Origin of the sequence: Streptomyces sp. NPDC051555 (assembly GCF_044454405.1) — a bacterium.
In the GTDB taxonomy this organism is placed as follows: Bacteria; Actinomycetota; Actinomycetes; order Streptomycetales; family Streptomycetaceae; genus Streptomyces.
In genome coordinates this window covers 102713-120463 of sequence record NZ_JBITDP010000004.1, presented here as the reverse complement: position 1 = coordinate 120463, position 17751 = coordinate 102713, and the positions used below count along the sequence as shown (strand labels likewise).

The window sequence follows — 17751 nt, the reverse complement described above, 5'->3', positions numbered from 1 at the left end:
TGAGCATATCTACGCGCGTAGCGGCCTGTCACCCCCTCCCCCATAACCACCCGATATCGGTCTGGGTGGGGTACGGGGTGGGAGGGATGGCTACGCGAGTGGCCGGGGACGGCTACGGACCGTGCGGGCGGTTGCGGGAAGGGCTCCCCGGGCGGACGCTGTCGTTGCGCTCCACACGGTCCGGGCGTCCACACCGCCCGACCGCTCCAGCTGCCCGAGGAGTCGTCATGCGTCACCCCCTGCGCACTTCCCTCGCCACCGCCGCCCTGGCCGGAACCCTGCTCGCCCCCGCCGCGACGGCGGCCTCGGCCGCCCCGGGCGCGTTGGCGGCGGTGGGCGCGGGTGCGCCGGCGGCGGTGGGCGCGGGTGCGGGCGTGATTGCGGGTGCGAGTACGAGTACGGGTGCGAGTACGGGTGCGAGTACGGGTGCGAGTACGAGCAGCGTGTCGGGCGACGGCCGGTACGAGGGAACTCCGGTCTACATCGGCGAGGGCCTGGTCGCGGTGCTGCGCAACAAGGCGGAGGGCCCCGAAGCCTGGATCCGGTACGTGGGCCCCGGCTGGAAGCCCGGTGACCCCTACTTGGTCCGCGTGATGGCCAAGCTGGACCGCGCGCACCCCACCGCCACCCTCAGCGGTCTCCACCTCACCCTCACCAAGGCGAACACCCCCACCCCGGCCCTGACGGTCACGAAGCCGGCGGGCGGCACGACGACGTCCTACCCGCTACCGCGGGGGGCGTGAGGGGCGCGGCTTCGCCGCGGTGGGCGGGGGCTTCGGCGGGGCGGGGTCGGGGAGGTTCCGGGGGCTGCCCGTCAGTTCCACTGTCTCTCCGCGCCGGGGCGACCTGTCAAGGGCGCTCCCTGCGGTCGCGTCGCTGCGCGATGTCGCTCCGCTCCACCCTTGACAGGCCACCCCGTCACGGAAAGCCAAGAACTGTCGGGCGGCCCCCGGGGGAAGGCATGGGGGACCTGGACCACCGATCGGGGTTCCGGGCGATGAGCCGGAGGCTCTGAGTGCGGCCCTGCCGCGCCCTCCGGGCGACAAGACAACGACCACAAGCCACAAGCACGCCTTCAGATCGCTACGCGCCTCTCCGAGAGAAGCGTCTGCGAGCTGATTTGGGCTGATGAGGGATGGTGAGTGGTGCGGGAGGGGGCGGGAGGGGTGGAATCTCGGCCCCACCGAGTAGGAATCGAGTCAGGCGATGGTGGGGACTCAACACCCCTCCAAGATGCCCCTTTTGTTGGCATTTGGAGCTCTCGTGTGAGGGGCGGACGGCCTCAGACCCGACCCGTACTCGGCCTCGCCGAGTTCCCACACCAGCAACCCCCAACAGGCACCCAACAGCCCCCATCAGCCCGTGCCGGCCTCCATCACAGCCCCTCTGCACCCCTCGCCACCCCCTCGCCACCACCTCGCCACCACCTCACCAGCCCCAAACAACTCGCAGACGCTTCTCTCGGAGAGGCGCGTAGCGATCTGACCGCGCTCTTGTGGCTTGTCGTCTGTTGCTGTTCGCCCGGAGGGCGCGGCAGGGCCGCACTCGGAGCCCATGCCTAGGTGTCCGGAATCCAGTCGCACAGGATCCGGTCCCCCATGCCTTCCCCCGGGGGCGGCCCGACAGTTCTTGGCTTTCCGTGGGGACGGGGCCTGTCAAGGGTGGCCGCAGGCCATCGCGCAGCGACGCGACCGCAGGGAGCGCCCTTGACAGGTCACGGCCCCACGGAGAGACAGTTGAACTGACGGGCAGCCCCCGGAACCCCACCGACCCCGCCCCACCCGAAGCACCCGCCCCCCGCGGCGAAGCCGCGCCCACCACTGCCCCCCGCCCCCACCACCGCTGAGCCGCGCCCGCCCCCGACCGCCCCCGCAGTCGTCGTGCGGCAGAATCGGGGGCATGACGAGCCCCGTGCCCCCTGCTGCCGACGAGCCGGTCTATGACGACCGGGTCTATCGCTCCCCCATGGCCATGGTGACCGGCGTGCTGATGTTGGCGCTGGTCGGTTGGTTGTGCGGGGACGCGCTGGTGCGGGGGGCCGGGTCGGCGCCGTTGATCGGCGGGGCGGTGCTGCTGTGTGCGGTGCCGCTGATCGTCGCGTTCACGCTGCGACCCGCGGTCTTCGCGAACGACAACCGGATGCGCGTGCGGAACCCCTTCCGCACCATCGAGCTGCCCTGGGCCGCCGTGGACGCGGTGCGCGCCGGGTTCTCGGCGGAGGCGCTGGCCGAGGGGGACACGTACCAGCTGTGGTCCATTCCGGTCTCGCTGCGCGAGCGGAAGAAGGCGAACCGGCGGGCCGGGCGCGCCCAGGGCGCCGGGGCCGGCGCCAAGGACGCGGTGCAGGCCGGGGCGGACAAGGCCGTGCACGAGCTGACGGAGCTGGCCGAGCGCGGGGCTTCGCGCGCCGGGGCGCAGGGCAGCGTGCGGGTGCGTTGGTCGTACGAGATCATCGCGCCCGCGGCCATCGGAGCGGTCGCTCTCATCGTGCTCCTCGCCACACGCTGAACCGGCCGGAACCGCGGCTACCGGCTGGTGCGTCTTCGCAGGTGTGCAGCGTCATGAAGCCGGCGGCAGCGCCGCCATTCAACTCCGGCTCCGGCTCGTGGGCGGCGGTCTGCTGGCCGCCCACCTCCTGCTCGTCGCCTGGGTGACCCTGCGACCCCTGGACGTGCCATGGGCCGCCTCCGCCAATCTGACCCCCTTCGCCGGGATCAGAGCCGACCTGGCCGCCGGGCCGCTGGAGGCCGCGCAGCGGATCGGCTCGTCGCTGGTGCTGCTCGCGCCGCTCGGGGTGCTCCTGCCACTGGTCAGCGGACGGCTCGCGCCGTCGCCGCTGGCCGCGTGGGCCTCGATGACCCGGACCGTCGCGGCGGGGGCGCTCGTCTCCGTGAGCATCGGGATGCTCCAGACCGCGGTGCCGGGCCGGGTGGTCGACGTCGACTCGGTGTTGCTGAACGTGGTGGGCGTGGCGCTGGCCCACCTGGCCGTCGTACCGGCCCTGCGCGCCCGGCTGCGGCGCTCCGGGAAGCGGGTCGCGTCGCGGCCCGACTCCCCCGCGCCTTCTCCGGTGCGTTCTCAGGGGCCTACCCCGAGAGTTGCCAGGGTCGGTATCGGCCCCTGGACCGAGGTCCTGTCGGCGATTCACCGGGAGTATTGAGGCATCGCAAGAAAGCGATCCCGACGAAGGAGAAACCATGAGCGCCCTTGCCCGCCCCCGTGACGGACGATGGATCGGCGGAGTCTGTGCCGGTCTGGCGCGACGCTTCGGGCTTTCCGCCAACACGATGCGTCTCATCTTCGTCGTCTCCTGCCTCCTGCCCGGCCCGCAGTTCCTGATCTACCTGGCCCTGTGGGTGGTCCTGCCGAACGAGAAGAGCGGCGCCGGGTCCGGCGCCTGGTAGGCGCCGTCAGCGGACGGTCTGCTTGACCTTCTGGACCTGCTTGTCCGTGAGGTCGTGCGGCACTTCCGCCTTGCGCTGGGCGTCCGCGACGTTGAGCGCCATCAGCCGCACGATCGTCGAGCCCTGGCGTACGAGGACCAGGTGGACGTGGGCCGAGACCCCCTGGGCGGCTGCGACGACCGTCCAGCTCACGCTGTCGTCGCCCCCGGCCTGGTAGGCGACCGGTTTGACCTCGCGGTAGCTGCCGGTCTGCTTCTGGATCGTGGCGTTGAACCCCGCGCCGCAGGCGGCGACGGCCGCCTTGAGCCGGGCCATGAGCTGCTTCGCGTCGCTCTCGCCGTAGGAGCTGACCGAGTCGGAGATGGCGAGGCCCGCCTGGGTCTGGGAGCCGACGCCCCGGTTCACCGTCTCGCGAGCGGCCGGGTCCGGCTTGTCGCCCATGACATCGGCGAGGGGCTGGCAGGCCTTCTTGTCGGCCTGCGGCTGACCGGCGGGGGCGTTGGGGTTCTTGCCCTGGGCCGAGATCTGGTAGCCGACAAGGTCGCCCTGCTCCAGGGCCGACTTCTCCAGCACGGTGCCGGTGCGCGGCGCGGCGGAGGCGCTCGCGGGCGCACCCTCGGACCCGGGGGCGCCGGAGGCTCCCCGGGTCGCCGCGGAGCCCTTCGGGTCGGGCCCCTTGTCGGCTGCCGGGCCGCCCGCGGACATGCATCCGACGGCGGCGCTCAGGAGCAGGGGGGCCAGCGACGCGACCGCGATGGCTCGTGCCTTCATGCGCATGTCCTCGACCTCATACCCCGTGCGTGGATGGGCAGTTCGGGGTGATCGTGGCACATGCCACAGCGGGGCGCACACCTCGTCGAAGAGGTGTGCGCCCCGCGTGTGTACGTGCGGATCCGTGTGCGATTTCGCGCGCGTCGGGTCAGCCGCCGAGCGGCAGGCCGCCCGGGAGGTTGCTGGTCGGCAGGCCGCCGAGGAGACCGGTGACGGGCTTGAGGGCCTCCGCCGGGTCGCTCTGCCCGGACTGGGCCTCCTCACCGGGGGCGACCTTCTGCTGGCTGGTCACGCCCTGGGCGGCGGCGGTCACGGTACCCAGCGCGTCGGCGACGCCGATCGCGGGCACGGCGGCGGAGGCGGTACCGGCGGCGGCCGCGGCGAAGGCGGCACCGATGACGGCGACACCGAGGGTCTTGGCAGCTGACTGCTTCATGAAGAATCGTCCTTGCGGCAGGGAATTGAGCGGCTCCGCAAACTAGTCACTTCGAACCCCCTCCTGCAAACATCCTTAAATATGAGAAAGCGCCCGGGAATTGCTCCTCCCGGGCGCTTTCAGTACGTCACGCCATGGCCTACGCCGAGACGGAACCGCTGGTCGAAGCGGTCTGCTGGAACAGCCACTCCGACTTCAGTTCCGCATAACCGGGCTTGATCACGTCGTTGATCATCGCCAGTCGTTCATCGAAAGGAATGAACGCGGACTTCATCGCATTGACCGTGAACCACTGCATGTCGTCGAGCGAGTACCCGAAGGTGTCGACCAGGTGCTCGAACTCCCGGCTCATGCTCGTGCCGCTCATCAGCCGGTTGTCGGTGTTGACCGTGAGCCGGAAGTGGAGCTTGCGCAGCAGCCCGATCGGGTGCTCGGCGTAGGAGAGCGCCGCGCCCGTCTGCAGGTTCGAGCTCGGGCACATCTCCAGGGGGATGCGCTTGTCCCGGACGTACGAGGCCAGCCGGCCCAGCGTGACCGAGCCGTCGGCGGCGACCTCGATGTCGTCGATGATCTTCACGCCGTGACCGAGGCGGTCCGCGCCGCACCACTGCAGGGCCTGCCAGATCGACGGCAGACCGAAGGCCTCGCCCGCGTGGATGGTGAAGTGGTTGTTCTCGCGCTTGAGGTACTCGAAGGCGTCGAGGTGGCGGGTGGGAGGGAACCCCGCCTCGGCGCCCGCGATGTCGAAGCCGACCACGCCGTTGTCGCGGTAGCGGTTCGCCAGCTCGGCGATCTCCAGCGCGCGGGCCGCGTGGCGCATCGCCGTGAGCAGGGCGCCGATGCGGATCCGGTGGCCGTTGGAGCGCGCGCGACGCTCGCCCTCGCGGAAGCCCTCGTTGACCGCTTCGACGACCTCTTCGAGGGTCAGACCGGCTTCGAGGTGCTGCTCGGGAGCGTAACGGATCTCGGCGTACACGACGCCGTCCTCGGCGAGGTCCTGGGCGCACTCGGAGGCGACCCGGAAGAGGGCCTCCTTCGTCTGCATGACGGCGCAGGTGTGCGCGAACGTCTCCAGGTAGCGCGGCAGGGAGCCGGAGTCGGCGGCTTCGCGGAACCAGACGCCCAGCTTGTCGGCGTCCGTCTCGGGAAGGTTCTCGTAGCCGACCTTGTGCGCCAGCTCGATGATGGTCCCGGGGCGCAGTCCACCGTCGAGGTGGTCGTGGAGCAGCACCTTCGGGGAGCGGCGGATCTGATCTGGGGTGGGCAGGTTGGGGGTCTCGCTCGTCATCTGGGCACTCTAGCTCCTACGCGCGTAGAGCACGGGGCAGGCGGCCAGGGTCGATACGTAACAGTGACCGTGCGGACGGGTGGCGTACACCTGTCGGTCTGAGACTGTTCCGCCATGGCACAGCATGCGCCGCCGGCGCGCGGGGCCCGCCTGGGGCGGGCGGCCGGCGCGAACGGCTCGGGCTCGACGGTCAATGGTGTGGTGCTCCTGCTCCCCGGGGCATCCAGATTCTTCCCCGGTCCCCTGCGGCCGCTCGCGCGGGCGCTGGCCCGCGGGGGCGGGACGCAGGGGCTGGTCACGCACACCGTCCAGCACGGTGCGGACGGGCGCCAGGAAGCGGCGCGGTGGGCCGTGGAGGAGGCGTTACGACGCTACGGCGACGTACCCGTGTGCCTCGTCGGCTATGACGCGGGCGGCCGGGCGGCGCTGGCGGCGGCCGGGCACGAGGCCGTCAACTGCGTGGTGGCGCTGGCGCCTTGTCTGCCGGAGGCGGTGGCGGGGGCGGTGGCGGGGGCGGATCCGGAACCGGTGAAACAGCTGTCGGGGCGGCAGGTCCTGATCGTGCACGGCACCGACGACGCGCGCAGCGACCCGGAGTCGTCGTTCCGGCTGGCGACGCGGGCGAAGAAGGCGAACCGGGCCACGTGTCGGTTCGAGGTGCATTCGGACGGGCACGGGCTGCGGGAGCATCGGGCCGAAGTGGTCGCGCTGACCGTGGACTTCGTCCTCGGGACGGTGTGTTCGGGGCGATATTCGCGGCCGGTGACGGATGCGTTGGCGGCTCCGCCGCCGTTGGGGTTGCGCATGCCGTTGGGTTCCGGCTTCGGGCGGTCGTTGCGGGGGTGACCCCCGGCGGGGCCGGTGAGGCACCGTCTCCCGGGGCTCCGCCCCGGACCCCGCGCCTCAAACGCCGGCGAGGCTGAATCGGGCCGAGGCCGGCCCGCGGGTGCGGCGCCTCGAACCGCCCAGCTGGCGCTGGGATGGCTCAGCCGAAGCGAATCCCAGCCCCGCGGCGCAATTCAGCCCCGCCGGCGTTTGAGGCGCGGGCCCGGGCAGAGCCCCGGGACCCTTCCGGTCGGAGCTGGCCCACTCCAGCCCCGCCGGCGCTTGAGGCGCGGGCCCGGGCAGAGCCCGGGGCGGCCCGCCAGGGTCGTTGTTCCCTGCGGGGCTCCTGGGGCTCCGCCCCGGACCCCGCGCCTCAAACGCCGGCGAGGCTGGGATGGGCTTCGCCCGGGGCCACGCCTCAAGCGCCGGCGGGGCTTGATCTCAGCGGAGTAAGGAGGTGGCTCGGGTGAGGGTGGTGGTGAGGGCGGTGGCGGTGGGGGCCGTGGCCAGGATGTAGGGGTGGGGGTGGGAGAGGTGGACGCGGAGGACGCCCGGGACGGCGCGGGCCGCGGCCAGGGCGGTGGGGCGGGACGGGGCCGGGGGGAAGTCGACGTAGCGCACCCCCGCGTGGGTCGCACGGGGGTGCAGGGGCGGGGCCGGGAGGTCCAGGCCCGCGGCGATGGCGAGGGCCAGGACGTCGATGCCGGTGGCGAGGCGCAGCAGGTCGGGCTCCAGGACGCCCGGGCGGGCGTGGGCCTCGACCAGGCGGGGGCCGCGGGCGGTGAGGATGACCTCGGTGTGGGAGGGGCCGTCCCGGTGCCGGGCCAGGTCCAGGACCCGGCGCACGAGGGCCCGTACGGACGCGGCGGGGCGGGGGTCCAGGGGCACCGGGAGCTGGTGGCCCGCGGTGGTGAGCCGGGGGCCGGGCAGGCGGTGGCTCCAGCCGAGGATGCGGTGGCGGCCGGCCCGGGAGAGCGCTTCGACCGTGAGCTCGGGGCCTTCGAGGAACTCCTCCACGAGCAGGTCGGTGATTTCCGGGTAGGCGCGGGCGGCGGCGCGCGCGTCCGCGGGGCCGGTCAGCCCCCGCACGCCCTCCCCGTCGGCGCCCGCGCGCGGTTTGACCACGCACGGGTAGCCGATGAGGTCGGCGATGAAGGGGAGCAGGTCGGCGCGTCCGCAGCGGGCGAAGGAGACGGGGTGGCCGGGGTGCAGCAGGGTGTTGGTGCGGGCGCGCAGGGCGGCCTTGTCCATGAGGGCCGTGACCGCGCCGCTGGGGGTGCCGGGCAGGCCCAGCGCCTCGTTGGCGCGGGCGGCCGCGAGCGCGCTGGCCGCGTCGAAGCCGAAGACGGCGGCCCGGCCGCCGCGGACCGCGGCCAGCCGGGCGAGTTCCGCGGTCAGTGCCCGGTGGTCGCGCCAGTCCGTCCGTACCGGCCGTTCCGCCCCCTCTCGGACGGACGGTACGGACGCGACCGGCGCGACCACCACGGGGCGCGCACCCGCTCGGCGGGCGGCGGCGATCACGGCCGGGCGCGGACTCAGCAGGATGGCCACGGGTCTGGCGCTCTCGCTCTGCACCGTGTCCACCCCCGGGTCCGGCTCGCGCCTCCCCCCGGAGGGCCGCTGCCGTGGGTCCACTGTGCCGGTTCGGCATATGCCGCGGGGCCGCGGCCAGGCGTCGTCTTGGTGCCGTGCGAGAACCCGAGGGGTTTACAACTCAGGAGATTCCGGGACGAATATGCCTATGCCTGCCGATGATGAAACGGCCGACCTGAGTCCGGCCGCCCGGCGCCTGTACGCGTACGCCGTCGAGCGGCACGCCTTCGACGCGGCCGAGGCCACGGGAGCCCTGGGCGCGCGGGCCGCGGCCGCCATCACGGAACTGGTGGCCGCCCAGCTACTCCAGCCCGCCCCGGCGGGGCCGGCCGGCGACGGCCCCGAGCGGTGGAGCGCGGTGTCCCCGCGGGCCGCCGTGGCGCGGGCGCTGGCCCCGTTGGCGCTGCGGGTGCGCGAGACGCACGACGAGATGGAGACCGTGCGCAGGCGGCTGGACGCGCTGGTGCCGGAGTACGAGGCCGGGGCCGCCCGGCGGGACCTGGGCGGGCTGGCTCCGCTGGAGCTGGTGACCGACCTGGGCGCCGTACGGGGGTTGATCACGGAGCTGGTCGCCTCCTGCGAGCGGGAGGTGCTGACCTCGCAGCCGGGCGGCGGGCGTCCGGCGGACGCCTTGGAGGAGGCGATCGGGCGGGACGAGTCGGTGCTGGCGCGCGGGGTGCGGATGCGCACGCTCTACCAGCACACGGCGCGCTACTCCCGGCCGACCGCGGCGTACGTCGACCGGATGACGGCGCGCGGGGCGCAGGTCCGCACCCTGGGGGACGGGCTGATGCGGATGATCGTGATCGACGGCCGCACGGCGCTGATGGCGGTCCCGGACATCGCCGGGGCGGCGCTGCTGGTGCGCGAACCGGCGGTCGTGCACTTCATGACGGAGGCGTTCGAGCGGTCCTGGGTGGAGGCGGAGCCCTTCGCGTCGAGCGTGAGCCCGGACCAGGCGCGGTCGCTGTCGGACGGGCTGCGGCGGACGATCGTGCGGATGCTGGCGGAGGGCCTGGAGGACAAGGTCATCGCGCGGCGCCTGGGCATGTCGGAGCGGACGTGCCAGCGGCACATCGCGGAGGTGATGCGGGCGGTGGGGGCGAAGTCCCGCTTCCACGCGGGGTACCTCTTGGCCAGCGTCAATGTGGAGAAGGATGAGAAGGAGGGGGAGGGGTAGCTTTCGGGGGGCGGGCTCAGAGTTCGGGGATGAGGCGGCCGCGGCGTGAGAGCAGGAAGCGTTTGAACTCGGCCACCGGCGGGGTGTCGGGGTGGCCGTCGAGCCAGGCGAGGCCGATCTCGCGGACAGCGCGCGGAGCGGTGACGGTCAGTTCGACGACGCCGGGGCGGGGTACGGCGGGCGGCGGCAGCAGGGCCACGCCGAGTCCCGCGGCGACCAGGCCGCGCAGGGTCTCGGCTTCTTCGCCCTCGAAGGCGACCCGGGGGGTGAAGCCCGCCTCGGCGCACAGGTCGTCGGTGATCCGGCGCAGCCCGTAGCCGGATTCCAGGGTGACGAAGGTTTCCTCGGCGGCTTCCGCGAGCCGGATCCGCTTGCGGCCGGCGAGCCGGTGGTCGTCCGGGACGACCAGGCGCAGCCGCTGTTCGTCCAGGCGGCGGGCGACCAGATCGGGGGCGTCCGGCAGCGGGGAGGTCAGGCAGAGGTCGAGCTCGCCGGCGCGCAACCGCTCCAGCATGGCCTCGCCGTAGTTCTGCACGAGGGAGAAGCGGACCCTGGGGTGGTCGACGCGGAAGGCGCGGATGAGTCCGGGGACGGTTTCGGGGCCGAGGGTGTGCAGGAAGCCGAAGGCGACCTTGCCGGCCTCGGGGTCGGCGTCGCGCTGGAGGGAGGCGGCGGCGCGGGCGATGCCGTCGAGGGCCTGTTCGGCGGAGGCGAGGAAGGTGCGGCCCGCGGTGGTGAGGGCGACGGTGCGGCCCTTGCGGGCGAACAGGGTGACCCCCAGGTCCCGTTCGAGGCGCACGATCGCCCGCGAGAGGGTGGGTTGCGGCACGCCGAGTTCCTGGGCGGCCCGGGTGACGTGCTCGTGCCGGGCGACCGCGACGAAGTACGCGAGGCGCGGGGCCAGCGAACTTGTCACGCTCATGTCTTCTTCGTAACGAGTCATTGACAGGCGCTCCCCTGAGCTGCACTCATGCGTGGATGAATCAATTATCGCCAATCCGCGCATTGGACGCATAAAAACCAGGGGCCTATTTTCGAGGTATGCCTCCCGCTCATACCGGGGCGTCCACCACCGTGGCCGCCTCCGCCCTGCCGTTCCCCGCTCCGGAGCCCCGCTCCCCCGGCCGCCCCGGCTACCGCCGGATGAGCCTCGCGCTCTTCGCCGCCGGTCTCGCGACCTTCGCCCTCCTCTACTCCACCCAGGCGCTGCTGCCCGCGATCTCCGACGGCTTCGGGGTGACGGCGGGTCAGGCCAGCTGGACCGTGTCCGCGGCCACCGGCGCGCTCGCCCTCTTCGTCCTGCCGCTGAGCGCGCTGTCCGAGCGGTTCGGCCGGACCCGGATGATGACCTGGTCGATGGTGACCGCCGTCGCCGTCGCGCTGCTGGTGCCCTTCGCCCCGAACCTGGAGTGGCTGGTGGTCCTGCGCGCGGTGCAGGGCGCGGCGATCGCGGGCATCCCCGCCTCGGCGATGGCCTACCTGGCCGAAGAGGTGAAGCCGAAGGCGCTGGTCGGGGCGATCGGTCTGTTCGTCGCGGGCAACTCCATCGGTGGGATGAGCGGCCGACTGGTCACCGGTTGGGCGGCGCAGGCCTGGGGCTGGCGCGCCGGGCTGCTCACCGTCGCCGTGCTGTCGCTGGCCTGCGCGGTGGCCTTCCTGGTGCTGCTGCCCCGGGCGCGGTTCTTCCGCCCGGCCTCGCTGAACCCGCGGGCGCTGCGAGGTACCGTCGCCGGGCACCTGCGGGATCCGTTGCTGCTGCGGCTGTACGGGATCGGCGCGCTGTTCATGACCGTCTTCGGGGCGGTGTACACGGTGATCGGCTACCGCCTGGTGGAGGAGCCCTTCTCGCTGGGACAGGGCGTGATCGGGTCGATCTTCCTGGTGTACCTGGTGGGCACGGTCTCCTCCGCGGCCGCCGGGCAGCTGGTGGCCCGCACCGGGCGCCGGGGCGCGCTCTACCTCGCCGTGACCACGACGGCGCTCGGTCTGCTGCTGTCGCTGTCCGACGCGCTGCCCGCGATCCTGGCGGGGCTGGTGCTGATCACGGCGGGCTTCTTCGCCGGGCACGCCGTGGCCTCGTCCGCGGTGAGCCGGACCGCGAAGACCGGCCGCGCGCAGGCCTCCGCGCTGTACCAGTCGGCGTACTACCTGGGCAGCAGCGCGGGCGGCACGCTCGGCGCGCTCGCCTACCACTCGGGGGGCTGGGCGGCGACGGTAGGGATCGCCCTGCTGGCCGTGGCGGGGGTCGTGTCGATCACCCTGTACGGGTCCCACGCGGCCCGCGCCGAGCGCCGCAGCATGCACCTGGCGGCGGTCGCCCGCTGACGACCGCGCCCCTTCGGGCCGGTCGGGCGTTGCGCGGGTTCCCGTGCTCAGCGGCTCGTCCCCCTGGGCCACCGCGAACGCACCGGATGCCTGGGCAGCTGCTTAGCGAACCCGCAGGACGTTGGCTAACGTGGTACCACCCTAGGGAGAAATAGAGGTCGATCATGCCCGAGACGGCGCGACAGATCGCCGACGACTTGCGGGCACGGATCGACTCCGGCGAGTTCGGTCCCGGTGCTCGGCTGCCCGGCGAACCAGCCCTGGTCAAGCAGTACGGCGTGGCCAAGATGACGGCGGCCAACGCCTTGAAGCTCCTCATCGGCGAAGGTGCTGCCTTCTCGCGCCCGGGTTCCGGGACGTACGTTCGCGAGTTCAAGCCGATCCGCCGAGTGGCGGCCGAGCGTCTGGCCCAGTCTCAGTGGTCTTCCGGGAACTCGATCTGGTCCGCCGATGTGAGCGGCCGACCGATGGACGTCGTGGACATCGAGGTCTACGAGTCCGTCGCCCCGCGCTGGGTGGCGCGCGCCCTCGCCCTGGAGGAGGGCGCGGCGGTGCTGGTACGTAGTCGCCGCTACGTGGTGGAGGGCTCGGCGGTGCAGAAGGCCACGTCGTATCTCGCTGCGGACCTGGTGCGGAGCACTCCGATCGCCGAACCGAACCCCGGCCCCGGCGGTGTCTACGCCCGGCTCGCCGACATCGGTCGAGGGCCGGTCGACTTCGTGGAGGAGCTGCGGGCCCGTATGCCCAGTCCGGAGGAGTCCGAGGCCCTTGACCTGCTGCCTGGTACGCCGGTCGTGGAGATCTACCGGACGGCCCTCACGGCTGAGGGAAACCCGGTAGAGGTCAACCACATGCTTCTCGACGCCGGTTCCTACGTGATGCAGTACAACTTCCAGAGCTAGAACGCTCACCAGCGCAAAGGCCCACTTCGGTGGGCCTTTTTCGTTGTGCCGACAGGGGCGGCGAAGTGGCGGCGAAGCAAAGGACATTGACCTCCCTAGGGAGATTCTGATTCCATCTTCCCTAGGGAGGTTGAGGCCTCCCCTTTCCCTCCGGAGGAGTGATCTGCATGCGTCAGATTCGTGCTGGTGAGATCGTGGTCGATGCCGAGAGCGGTGCTCAGGTGATGTCGGTGGGCATGCTGCTTGCCGCGAACGAAACCTTCGGGCACGTCGGGCACCCCCTGCTGCACCGGCAAGTCCGTGACCCCAAATCCGACCGCGAGGGCGAGCTGATGGCCGTGGTCGAGGAGTTCGTCGGCACGGTCGCCGGGTCCCCGAAGCACACCCGGACCGCGTACGTCAGGGCGGCCAATGGGTTGGAGTTCACGGCCGCGCCGGACACCCTGGTGGGGCTGTGAGCACGGCAGGCACGCGGATCTGCGCCGTGTGCGACCGCCCGATCCGCACCGGCGGGCGGGAGTTCATCCGGCACTCGGCGTCCGGCGCCCGCCCCTCGGACTGGGCGCACGATCTCCTGGACCCGGCGTGCAAGCCGGTACGGGTGGGCGCGCGGTGAGCCGGGAGTCGCGGCTCGCCGAGCAGGCGGCGTACGTACTCGCTCACGCCGAGCAGCCGCCGGACGGCGCGGTCACCGCGCAGTGGCTGGCGTACCTGGGTGACGGCGGCAGCCTCGTCGCTCATGGCGTGCGGTGCTTCCACTTCCAGGCCGAGGGCCGCCGCACCCTGGAGGCCGCGGCCGCCCTGGCCGCGTGGCACATCGCGGTCCGCCTCCCCGACGGCTGGCCGAAGGCCGTCGCCCTCGCCGAAGCGATCCGCGACCTCCTCGCCGAAGAAGACCAGCACCAAGCCCGCCGCCGCGCACGGCAGACACAGGAACAGGCTCGGTGATCGTCCTCGTCCGCACGATCGCGCTGATCGAGCAAGCCGGGTACACCCCCGACGCAGAGCTGTGGGTCGGGCCGAAGAAGTCGCTCGTCACCGTGGCCGCGAACTGCTCTCACACCCCCGTGCCGGGCGGGTGTGGCCCGATCAACCCCGGGAACTGCGCAACGCACGGCGAGGGCGAAGGCGAGGGGTAATCTCCGTGCACGCGCGCGAAAGGGGCAAGGACATGACCGCTGCTGAGGCTTACGAGATGCACGCCGCCATGCGGCGCTTCGGGATTCGGGGGGCCGTCGAGCCGGTGAGCCAGGGGGACGTCGCGGGTGCCTGGCGCGTCGTCGACGAGGCCGGTGGGGATATCACGGCCCATGCCCTGGCCGAGGTCACCGCGGCGCGTGGGCGACGGCCGGAGCGCGGGTTCGTCTTCGCCCGCTGACCCCGTGCACCGAGAAGACCGGAGGCCCCCGCGCCCCTCAGTTCCTTGAGGCCGGCGGGGGGCCTTCGGTGCGTTCCGGGGCCTGTACGCAGGAACGTTCACTCATGCGCAGTGCGCAGACCTGAGGCTTGGTCTCCCTTTCACCGCGCCCTCCCGGCGCGTCACGCTGTGTGCATGAAGCGATATCCGTGACGGGACCGACCGGGAGGTAGTTCATGACGGGCACGGCGCAAGCCACCGCCGGAATAGACGAGTTGCGCTCGAAGCTCGACCGGATCGACGAGCGGCTCCTCGAGGACTTACGGGCGCGCATCGGCGTATGTGTCGAGATCGCCCTCGTGAAGAAGGACCAGGGCATTCCGATGATGCAGCCGCACCGCATCGGCCTGGTCCAGGAACGTGCCGCGGCCTTCGGGACCGCTCACGGAATCGACCGGGACTTCCTGCGCGCACTCTATGACCTGGTGATCGAGGAGACCTGCCGGGTCGAGGACTTGGTGATCGGATCATGAGCACTCCACGCACGATGCGAACTCTCCTGATAGACAACCACGATTCGTTCACCTACAACCTCTACCAGTTGCTCGGCGAGGTGAACGGCCGCCCGCCGGTCGTCGTCACCAACGAGACCGACTGGTCGACGCTGTCGATGGACGACTACGACGCGATCGTCATCTCCCCCGGCCCCGGCCGCCCCGAGCGCGCCCGCGACTTCGGCATCAGCGCCCGCGCCATCCTGGAGGGCGGCCTGCCCGTCCTCGGGGTGTGCCTGGGCCACCAGGGCATCTGCCACCTCTTCGGCGGCGAGGTCGGCCACGCGCCGCAGCCCATGCACGGCCGGGTCTCCGAGATCACCCACATCGGCGGGGAGATCTTCGCGGGCATCCCCTCCCCCTATCCGGTGGTGCGCTACCACTCGCTGGCCGCGATCCGGCTGCCCGAGGAGCTGGAGCCGACCGCCTGGACCGAGGACGGCGTGGTGATGGCGGTGCGCCACCGCAGCCTGCCCGTCTGGGGGGTGCAGTTCCACCCCGAGTCGATCAGCAGCGGGTACGGGCGCGAACTCCTGGCGAACTTCCGCGACCTGGCCCTGGCCGAGGGCGCGCGCCGCACCGCGGGTGCGACCGCGGCAGCGGCCCCGTACGCCGTGCAGGTCCGCAAGGTCGCGATGCTGCCCGACACCGAGGAGGCGTACCGGGAGCTGTTCGCCGGCAACGACCACGGCTTCTGGCTGGACAGCAGCAACGTCACCGAGGGCCTCTCGCGGTTCTCCTTCATGGGCGACGGCACCGGCCCCCTCGCCGAGTACCTCACCTACCAGGTGCTGGAGCACACCGTCCGCGTCCAGCGCCGGGACGGGCGCGACGAGCTCGTCGAGGAGGGCGTCTTCGACTACTTGGAGAAGCAGTTGGCGGGCCGGCACATCGAGGTCCCCGAAGGGCTGCCCTTCGAGTTCAACCTCGGTTACGTCGGCTACCTCGGCTACGAGCTGAAGGCCGACACCGGCGGCCACGGGGCCCACAAGGCCGACACCCCCGACGCGGCGCTCCTGTTCGCGGACCGCATGGTCGCCTTCGACCACGCCGAGGGCGCCACCTACCTGCTCGCGCTGACCCGCGGCGACGCCACCGAGGCCGACGCGGCCGACTGGCTCGACCGTACGGCCGCCCGCCTGATGGCGCTGGGGCCGGCTCCGGCCGGGGCCGCGGGCGCCGCCGCGCCGCGCAGCTTCGCCACCACCGGGATGACCGACCCCGCGCTCGCCGACATCATCCGGATGCGGCACGACCGGGCCGGCTACCTGGAGCGGATCGCCGAGATCCACCAGGAGATCCACGACGGCGAGAGCTACGAGGTGTGCCTGACCAACCAGGTCGCCGTCAAGGCGCGCATCGACCCGTTGGAGACCTACGCGGCGCTGCGCCGGATCAGCCCGGTCCCCTACGGCGCGCTCCTCGACTTCCCCGGGGTGTCGGTGCTGAGCGGCTCGCCCGAGCGGTTCATGACCATCGGCACCGACCGCACCGCGGAGTCCAAGCCCATCAAGGGCACCCGGCCGCGCGGGGCCACCCCCGCCGAGGACGAGGCGCTGCGCCAGGACCTGCTCGGCAACGAGAAGGACCAGGCCGAGAACCTGATGATCGTGGACCTGATCCGCAACGACCTCAACATCGTCGCCGAAGTGGGCTCGGTCCACGTGCCCAAGCTGTTCCACGTGGAGACGTACGCCCCGGTGCACCAGCTGGTCTCCACCGTGCGCGGCACGCTGCGCGACGGCGAGTCCGCGGTCACCGCGGTACGGGCCGCCTTCCCCGGCGGTTCGATGACGGGCGCGCCCAAGGTGCGCACGATGGAGATCATCGACCGGCTGGAGGAGGGCGCCCGCGGGGTGTACTCCGGTTCACTCGGCTGGTTCGCGCTCTCCGGGGCCGCCGACCTGAACATCGTCATCCGCACCCTGGTGGCGACCGAGGACCGGGTCACCTTCGGTGTCGGCGGCGCGGTCATCGCGCTCTCGGACGCCGACGAGGAGTTCGAGGAGACGGTCGTGAAGTCCCGTGCCATGGTCCAGGCCGTGGTGGGCACCGCGCTGCACCCGGTCGCCGCCCCTGCCCAACTCCCCCCGACCAAGGCCCCCTTGGCGTCCCATAGCACCGGGAGCGCGGCGTGATCCGCCGCGCGGTCATCGTCGGCGGGCAGGGCGCCGTCGGTCGGCTCTTCACCGAGAAGCTGTTCGGCAGCGGGATCATGATCTGCGTGGTGGACCCGGCGGGTGCCGGGGAGCCGGCGGCGGGCGGCGCCCGCCGCATCCACGGGGACATCACCGACATCTCACCGGCGTTGGAGAAGGAGCTGCGGCTCGCCGACGTGGTGATGCTGGCGGTGCCGGAGCCGGTGGCGCTCGCCTCGATCAAGGGGGTGGCGGCCGCGATGCGGCCGGGCACCCTGCTGGTCGACACGCTCTCGGTGAAGCAGCGCATCGCCGAGGAACTGAGCGCCCACCTCGACGGGGTGGAGGGCCTCGGCCTGAACCCCATGTTCGCCCCGGCCCTCGGCTTCGAGGGCCGGGTGGTGGCCGCGTCGGTGACCTACGACGGGCCGCTCACCACCGAACTGCTGGGCCTGGTCGAATCCTGGGGGGCCCGGGTCGTCCGGGTCGACGCGGTCGAGCACGACCGGCTGACCGCCGTCTCCCAGGCGCTCACCCACGCCACGGTGCTCTCCTTCGGGCTGGCCCTGCACGGGCTCGGCACCGACAGCGTGGAGGTCGGGCGGATCGCCCCGCCCCCGCACAAGACCCTGGCCTCGCTGCTCGCCCGCGTCTCCTCCGGCACCCCGGAGGTGTACTGGGACGTCCAGGCCGCCAACCCGCAGGCCGCGGGCGCCCGGGCGGCGCTGGCCGAGGCCGCCCGACGGCTCGCCGACACCGTCAAGGACGGTGACGAGGCCGACTTCGCGGCCCTGATGGCCACGGTCCGCGGCGCCCTCGGCGCCGAACTCGACAACTACCGCGAGCTCTGCGCGCGGATCTTCGCCTCGGTCTGACCCCGGACCGCCCCCGGACCGCCCCCGGACCGCCCCCGGACCGCCCCGAACCTCCCCCGTACAGCGCCCGCGCGGCGCCCGTACGGCACGCGCACGACGCCCC

The 17751-nt window shown here is 72.4% G+C and carries 21 protein-coding genes; 16 read left to right on the top strand and 5 right to left on the bottom strand.

Annotated elements, in window-relative coordinates; translation table 11 throughout:
- Positions 1-227 precede the first annotated feature (227 nt).
- The 4 genes from ACIBEA_RS11645 (at position 228) to ACIBEA_RS11630 (ending at position 3404) form a co-directional block, all read left to right on the top strand.
- On the top strand, positions 228-743 hold the full coding sequence (locus ACIBEA_RS11645; RefSeq protein ID WP_399259653.1) for a hypothetical protein: 516 nt from the start codon (positions 228-230) through the stop codon (positions 741-743).
- Between the two features lie 1156 nt (positions 744-1899).
- The gene (locus ACIBEA_RS11640) at positions 1900-2508 is read left to right on the top strand and encodes a PH domain-containing protein (RefSeq protein ID WP_399259652.1); all 609 of its coding nucleotides are present in this window, start codon (positions 1900-1902) and stop codon (positions 2506-2508) included.
- 43 nt (positions 2509-2551) lie between these two features.
- Positions 2552-3160 carry a VanZ family protein gene (locus tag ACIBEA_RS11635; protein WP_399259651.1) on the top strand — a complete coding sequence of 203 codons (609 nt, stop codon included), beginning with the start codon at positions 2552-2554 and terminating at the stop codon, positions 3158-3160.
- A 37-nt stretch (positions 3161-3197) separates the two neighbouring features.
- On the top strand, positions 3198-3404 hold the full coding sequence (locus ACIBEA_RS11630) for a PspC domain-containing protein (protein ID WP_399259650.1): 207 nt from the start codon (positions 3198-3200) through the stop codon (positions 3402-3404).
- A gap of 6 nt (positions 3405-3410) precedes the next feature.
- Here the strand turns inward: ACIBEA_RS11630 and ACIBEA_RS11625 are convergent, their stop codons facing one another.
- From ACIBEA_RS11625 to ACIBEA_RS11615, 3 genes are all read right to left on the bottom strand, one after another.
- On the bottom strand, positions 3411-4175 hold the full coding sequence (locus ACIBEA_RS11625; RefSeq protein ID WP_399259649.1) for a hypothetical protein: 765 nt from the start codon (positions 4173-4175) through the stop codon (positions 3411-3413).
- A gap of 148 nt (positions 4176-4323) precedes the next feature.
- Positions 4324-4611, bottom strand: coding sequence for a hypothetical protein (locus ACIBEA_RS11620; RefSeq protein WP_399259648.1), 288 nt, complete (start codon positions 4609-4611; stop codon positions 4324-4326).
- Between the two features lie 139 nt (positions 4612-4750).
- Positions 4751-5899: an adenosine deaminase gene (locus ACIBEA_RS11615; protein WP_399259647.1), complete on the bottom strand. Its 1149-nt coding sequence runs from the start codon at positions 5897-5899 to the stop codon at positions 4751-4753.
- A gap of 114 nt (positions 5900-6013) precedes the next feature.
- Between ACIBEA_RS11615 and ACIBEA_RS11610 the strand changes: the two genes are divergently transcribed.
- Positions 6014-6745 carry an alpha/beta hydrolase gene (locus ACIBEA_RS11610; protein ID WP_399259646.1) on the top strand — a complete coding sequence of 244 codons (732 nt, stop codon included), beginning with the start codon at positions 6014-6016 and terminating at the stop codon, positions 6743-6745.
- A gap of 420 nt (positions 6746-7165) precedes the next feature.
- On the opposite strand, the gene ACIBEA_RS11605 is transcribed toward ACIBEA_RS11610, so the two are convergent.
- The gene (locus tag ACIBEA_RS11605) at positions 7166-8299 is read right to left on the bottom strand and encodes an acetyl-CoA carboxylase biotin carboxylase subunit family protein (RefSeq protein ID WP_399259645.1); all 1134 of its coding nucleotides are present in this window, start codon (positions 8297-8299) and stop codon (positions 7166-7168) included.
- Between the two features lie 166 nt (positions 8300-8465).
- On the opposite strand from ACIBEA_RS11605, the gene ACIBEA_RS11600 reads away from it, so the two are divergent.
- On the top strand, positions 8466-9497 hold the full coding sequence (locus tag ACIBEA_RS11600) for a LuxR C-terminal-related transcriptional regulator (protein WP_399259644.1): 1032 nt from the start codon (positions 8466-8468) through the stop codon (positions 9495-9497).
- A 16-nt stretch (positions 9498-9513) separates the two neighbouring features.
- Here the strand turns inward: ACIBEA_RS11600 and ACIBEA_RS11595 are convergent, their stop codons facing one another.
- Positions 9514-10440: a LysR family transcriptional regulator gene (locus tag ACIBEA_RS11595; RefSeq protein WP_399259643.1), complete on the bottom strand. Its 927-nt coding sequence runs from the start codon at positions 10438-10440 to the stop codon at positions 9514-9516.
- Between the two features lie 98 nt (positions 10441-10538).
- Between ACIBEA_RS11595 and ACIBEA_RS11590 the strand changes: the two genes are divergently transcribed.
- The 10 genes from ACIBEA_RS11590 (at position 10539) to ACIBEA_RS11545 (ending at position 17648) form a co-directional block, all read left to right on the top strand.
- Positions 10539-11822: an MFS transporter gene (locus ACIBEA_RS11590; protein WP_399259642.1), complete on the top strand. Its 1284-nt coding sequence runs from the start codon at positions 10539-10541 to the stop codon at positions 11820-11822.
- 164 nt (positions 11823-11986) lie between these two features.
- Positions 11987-12724: a GntR family transcriptional regulator gene (locus ACIBEA_RS11585; RefSeq protein WP_399259641.1), complete on the top strand. Its 738-nt coding sequence runs from the start codon at positions 11987-11989 to the stop codon at positions 12722-12724.
- Between the two features lie 167 nt (positions 12725-12891).
- Positions 12892-13182, top strand: a complete 291-nt coding sequence (locus tag ACIBEA_RS11580; protein WP_399259640.1) for a hypothetical protein — start codon at positions 12892-12894, stop codon at positions 13180-13182.
- Entirely contained in the window at positions 13179-13340 is a 162-nt protein-coding gene (locus ACIBEA_RS11575) for a hypothetical protein (protein WP_399259639.1), read from the top strand. Before ACIBEA_RS11580 ends, ACIBEA_RS11575 begins: the two co-directional genes overlap by 4 nt.
- The gene (locus tag ACIBEA_RS11570) at positions 13337-13672 is read left to right on the top strand and encodes a hypothetical protein (RefSeq protein WP_399259638.1); all 336 of its coding nucleotides are present in this window, start codon (positions 13337-13339) and stop codon (positions 13670-13672) included. The genes ACIBEA_RS11575 and ACIBEA_RS11570 overlap by 4 nt, the downstream gene beginning before the upstream one ends.
- Positions 13669-13863, top strand: a complete 195-nt coding sequence (locus ACIBEA_RS11565; protein WP_399259637.1) for a hypothetical protein — start codon at positions 13669-13671, stop codon at positions 13861-13863. The genes ACIBEA_RS11570 and ACIBEA_RS11565 overlap by 4 nt, the downstream gene beginning before the upstream one ends.
- Positions 13864-13895: 32 nt before the next feature.
- A complete protein-coding gene (locus ACIBEA_RS11560) occupies positions 13896-14102 on the top strand; it encodes a hypothetical protein (RefSeq protein WP_399259636.1) in 207 nt (68 codons plus the stop codon).
- Positions 14103-14317: 215 nt separating this feature from the next.
- Positions 14318-14614, top strand: coding sequence for a chorismate mutase family protein (locus ACIBEA_RS11555; protein ID WP_399259635.1), 297 nt, complete (start codon positions 14318-14320; stop codon positions 14612-14614).
- Positions 14611-16773, top strand: coding sequence for an aminodeoxychorismate synthase component I (gene pabB / locus ACIBEA_RS11550; RefSeq protein WP_399259634.1), 2163 nt, complete (start codon positions 14611-14613; stop codon positions 16771-16773). The genes ACIBEA_RS11555 and pabB overlap by 4 nt, the downstream gene beginning before the upstream one ends.
- A complete protein-coding gene (locus ACIBEA_RS11545; RefSeq protein WP_399259633.1) occupies positions 16770-17648 on the top strand; it encodes a prephenate dehydrogenase/arogenate dehydrogenase family protein in 879 nt (292 codons plus the stop codon). The genes pabB and ACIBEA_RS11545 overlap by 4 nt, the downstream gene beginning before the upstream one ends.
- Positions 17649-17751: the final 103 nt, after the last annotated feature.

What these genes read in the sequence shown, in the direction of transcription:
- ACIBEA_RS11645 (WP_399259653.1), top strand. Translation starts at nt 228, where the DNA reads ATGCGTCACCCCCTGCGCACTTCCCTCGCCACCGCCGCCCTGGCCGGA.
- ACIBEA_RS11640 (WP_399259652.1), top strand. Translation starts at nt 1,900, where the DNA reads ATGACGAGCCCCGTGCCCCCTGCTGCCGACGAGCCGGTCTATGACGAC.
- ACIBEA_RS11630 (WP_399259650.1), top strand. Translation starts at nt 3,198, where the DNA reads ATGAGCGCCCTTGCCCGCCCCCGTGACGGACGATGGATCGGCGGAGTC.
- ACIBEA_RS11625 (WP_399259649.1), bottom strand. Translation starts at nt 4,175, where the DNA reads ATGAAGGCACGAGCCATCGCGGTCGCGTCGCTGGCCCCCCTGCTCCTG.
- ACIBEA_RS11620 (WP_399259648.1), bottom strand. Translation starts at nt 4,611, where the DNA reads ATGAAGCAGTCAGCTGCCAAGACCCTCGGTGTCGCCGTCATCGGTGCC.
- ACIBEA_RS11615 (WP_399259647.1), bottom strand. Translation starts at nt 5,899, where the DNA reads ATGACGAGCGAGACCCCCAACCTGCCCACCCCAGATCAGATCCGCCGC.
- ACIBEA_RS11610 (WP_399259646.1), top strand. Translation starts at nt 6,014, where the DNA reads ATGGCACAGCATGCGCCGCCGGCGCGCGGGGCCCGCCTGGGGCGGGCG.
- ACIBEA_RS11600 (WP_399259644.1), top strand. Translation starts at nt 8,466, where the DNA reads ATGCCTGCCGATGATGAAACGGCCGACCTGAGTCCGGCCGCCCGGCGC.
- ACIBEA_RS11595 (WP_399259643.1), bottom strand. Translation starts at nt 10,440, where the DNA reads ATGACTCGTTACGAAGAAGACATGAGCGTGACAAGTTCGCTGGCCCCG.
- ACIBEA_RS11590 (WP_399259642.1), top strand. Translation starts at nt 10,539, where the DNA reads ATGCCTCCCGCTCATACCGGGGCGTCCACCACCGTGGCCGCCTCCGCC.
- ACIBEA_RS11585 (WP_399259641.1), top strand. Translation starts at nt 11,987, where the DNA reads ATGCCCGAGACGGCGCGACAGATCGCCGACGACTTGCGGGCACGGATC.
- ACIBEA_RS11580 (WP_399259640.1), top strand. Translation starts at nt 12,892, where the DNA reads ATGCGTCAGATTCGTGCTGGTGAGATCGTGGTCGATGCCGAGAGCGGT.
- ACIBEA_RS11560 (WP_399259636.1), top strand. Translation starts at nt 13,896, where the DNA reads ATGACCGCTGCTGAGGCTTACGAGATGCACGCCGCCATGCGGCGCTTC.
- ACIBEA_RS11555 (WP_399259635.1), top strand. Translation starts at nt 14,318, where the DNA reads ATGACGGGCACGGCGCAAGCCACCGCCGGAATAGACGAGTTGCGCTCG.
- pabB (WP_399259634.1), top strand. Translation starts at nt 14,611, where the DNA reads ATGAGCACTCCACGCACGATGCGAACTCTCCTGATAGACAACCACGAT.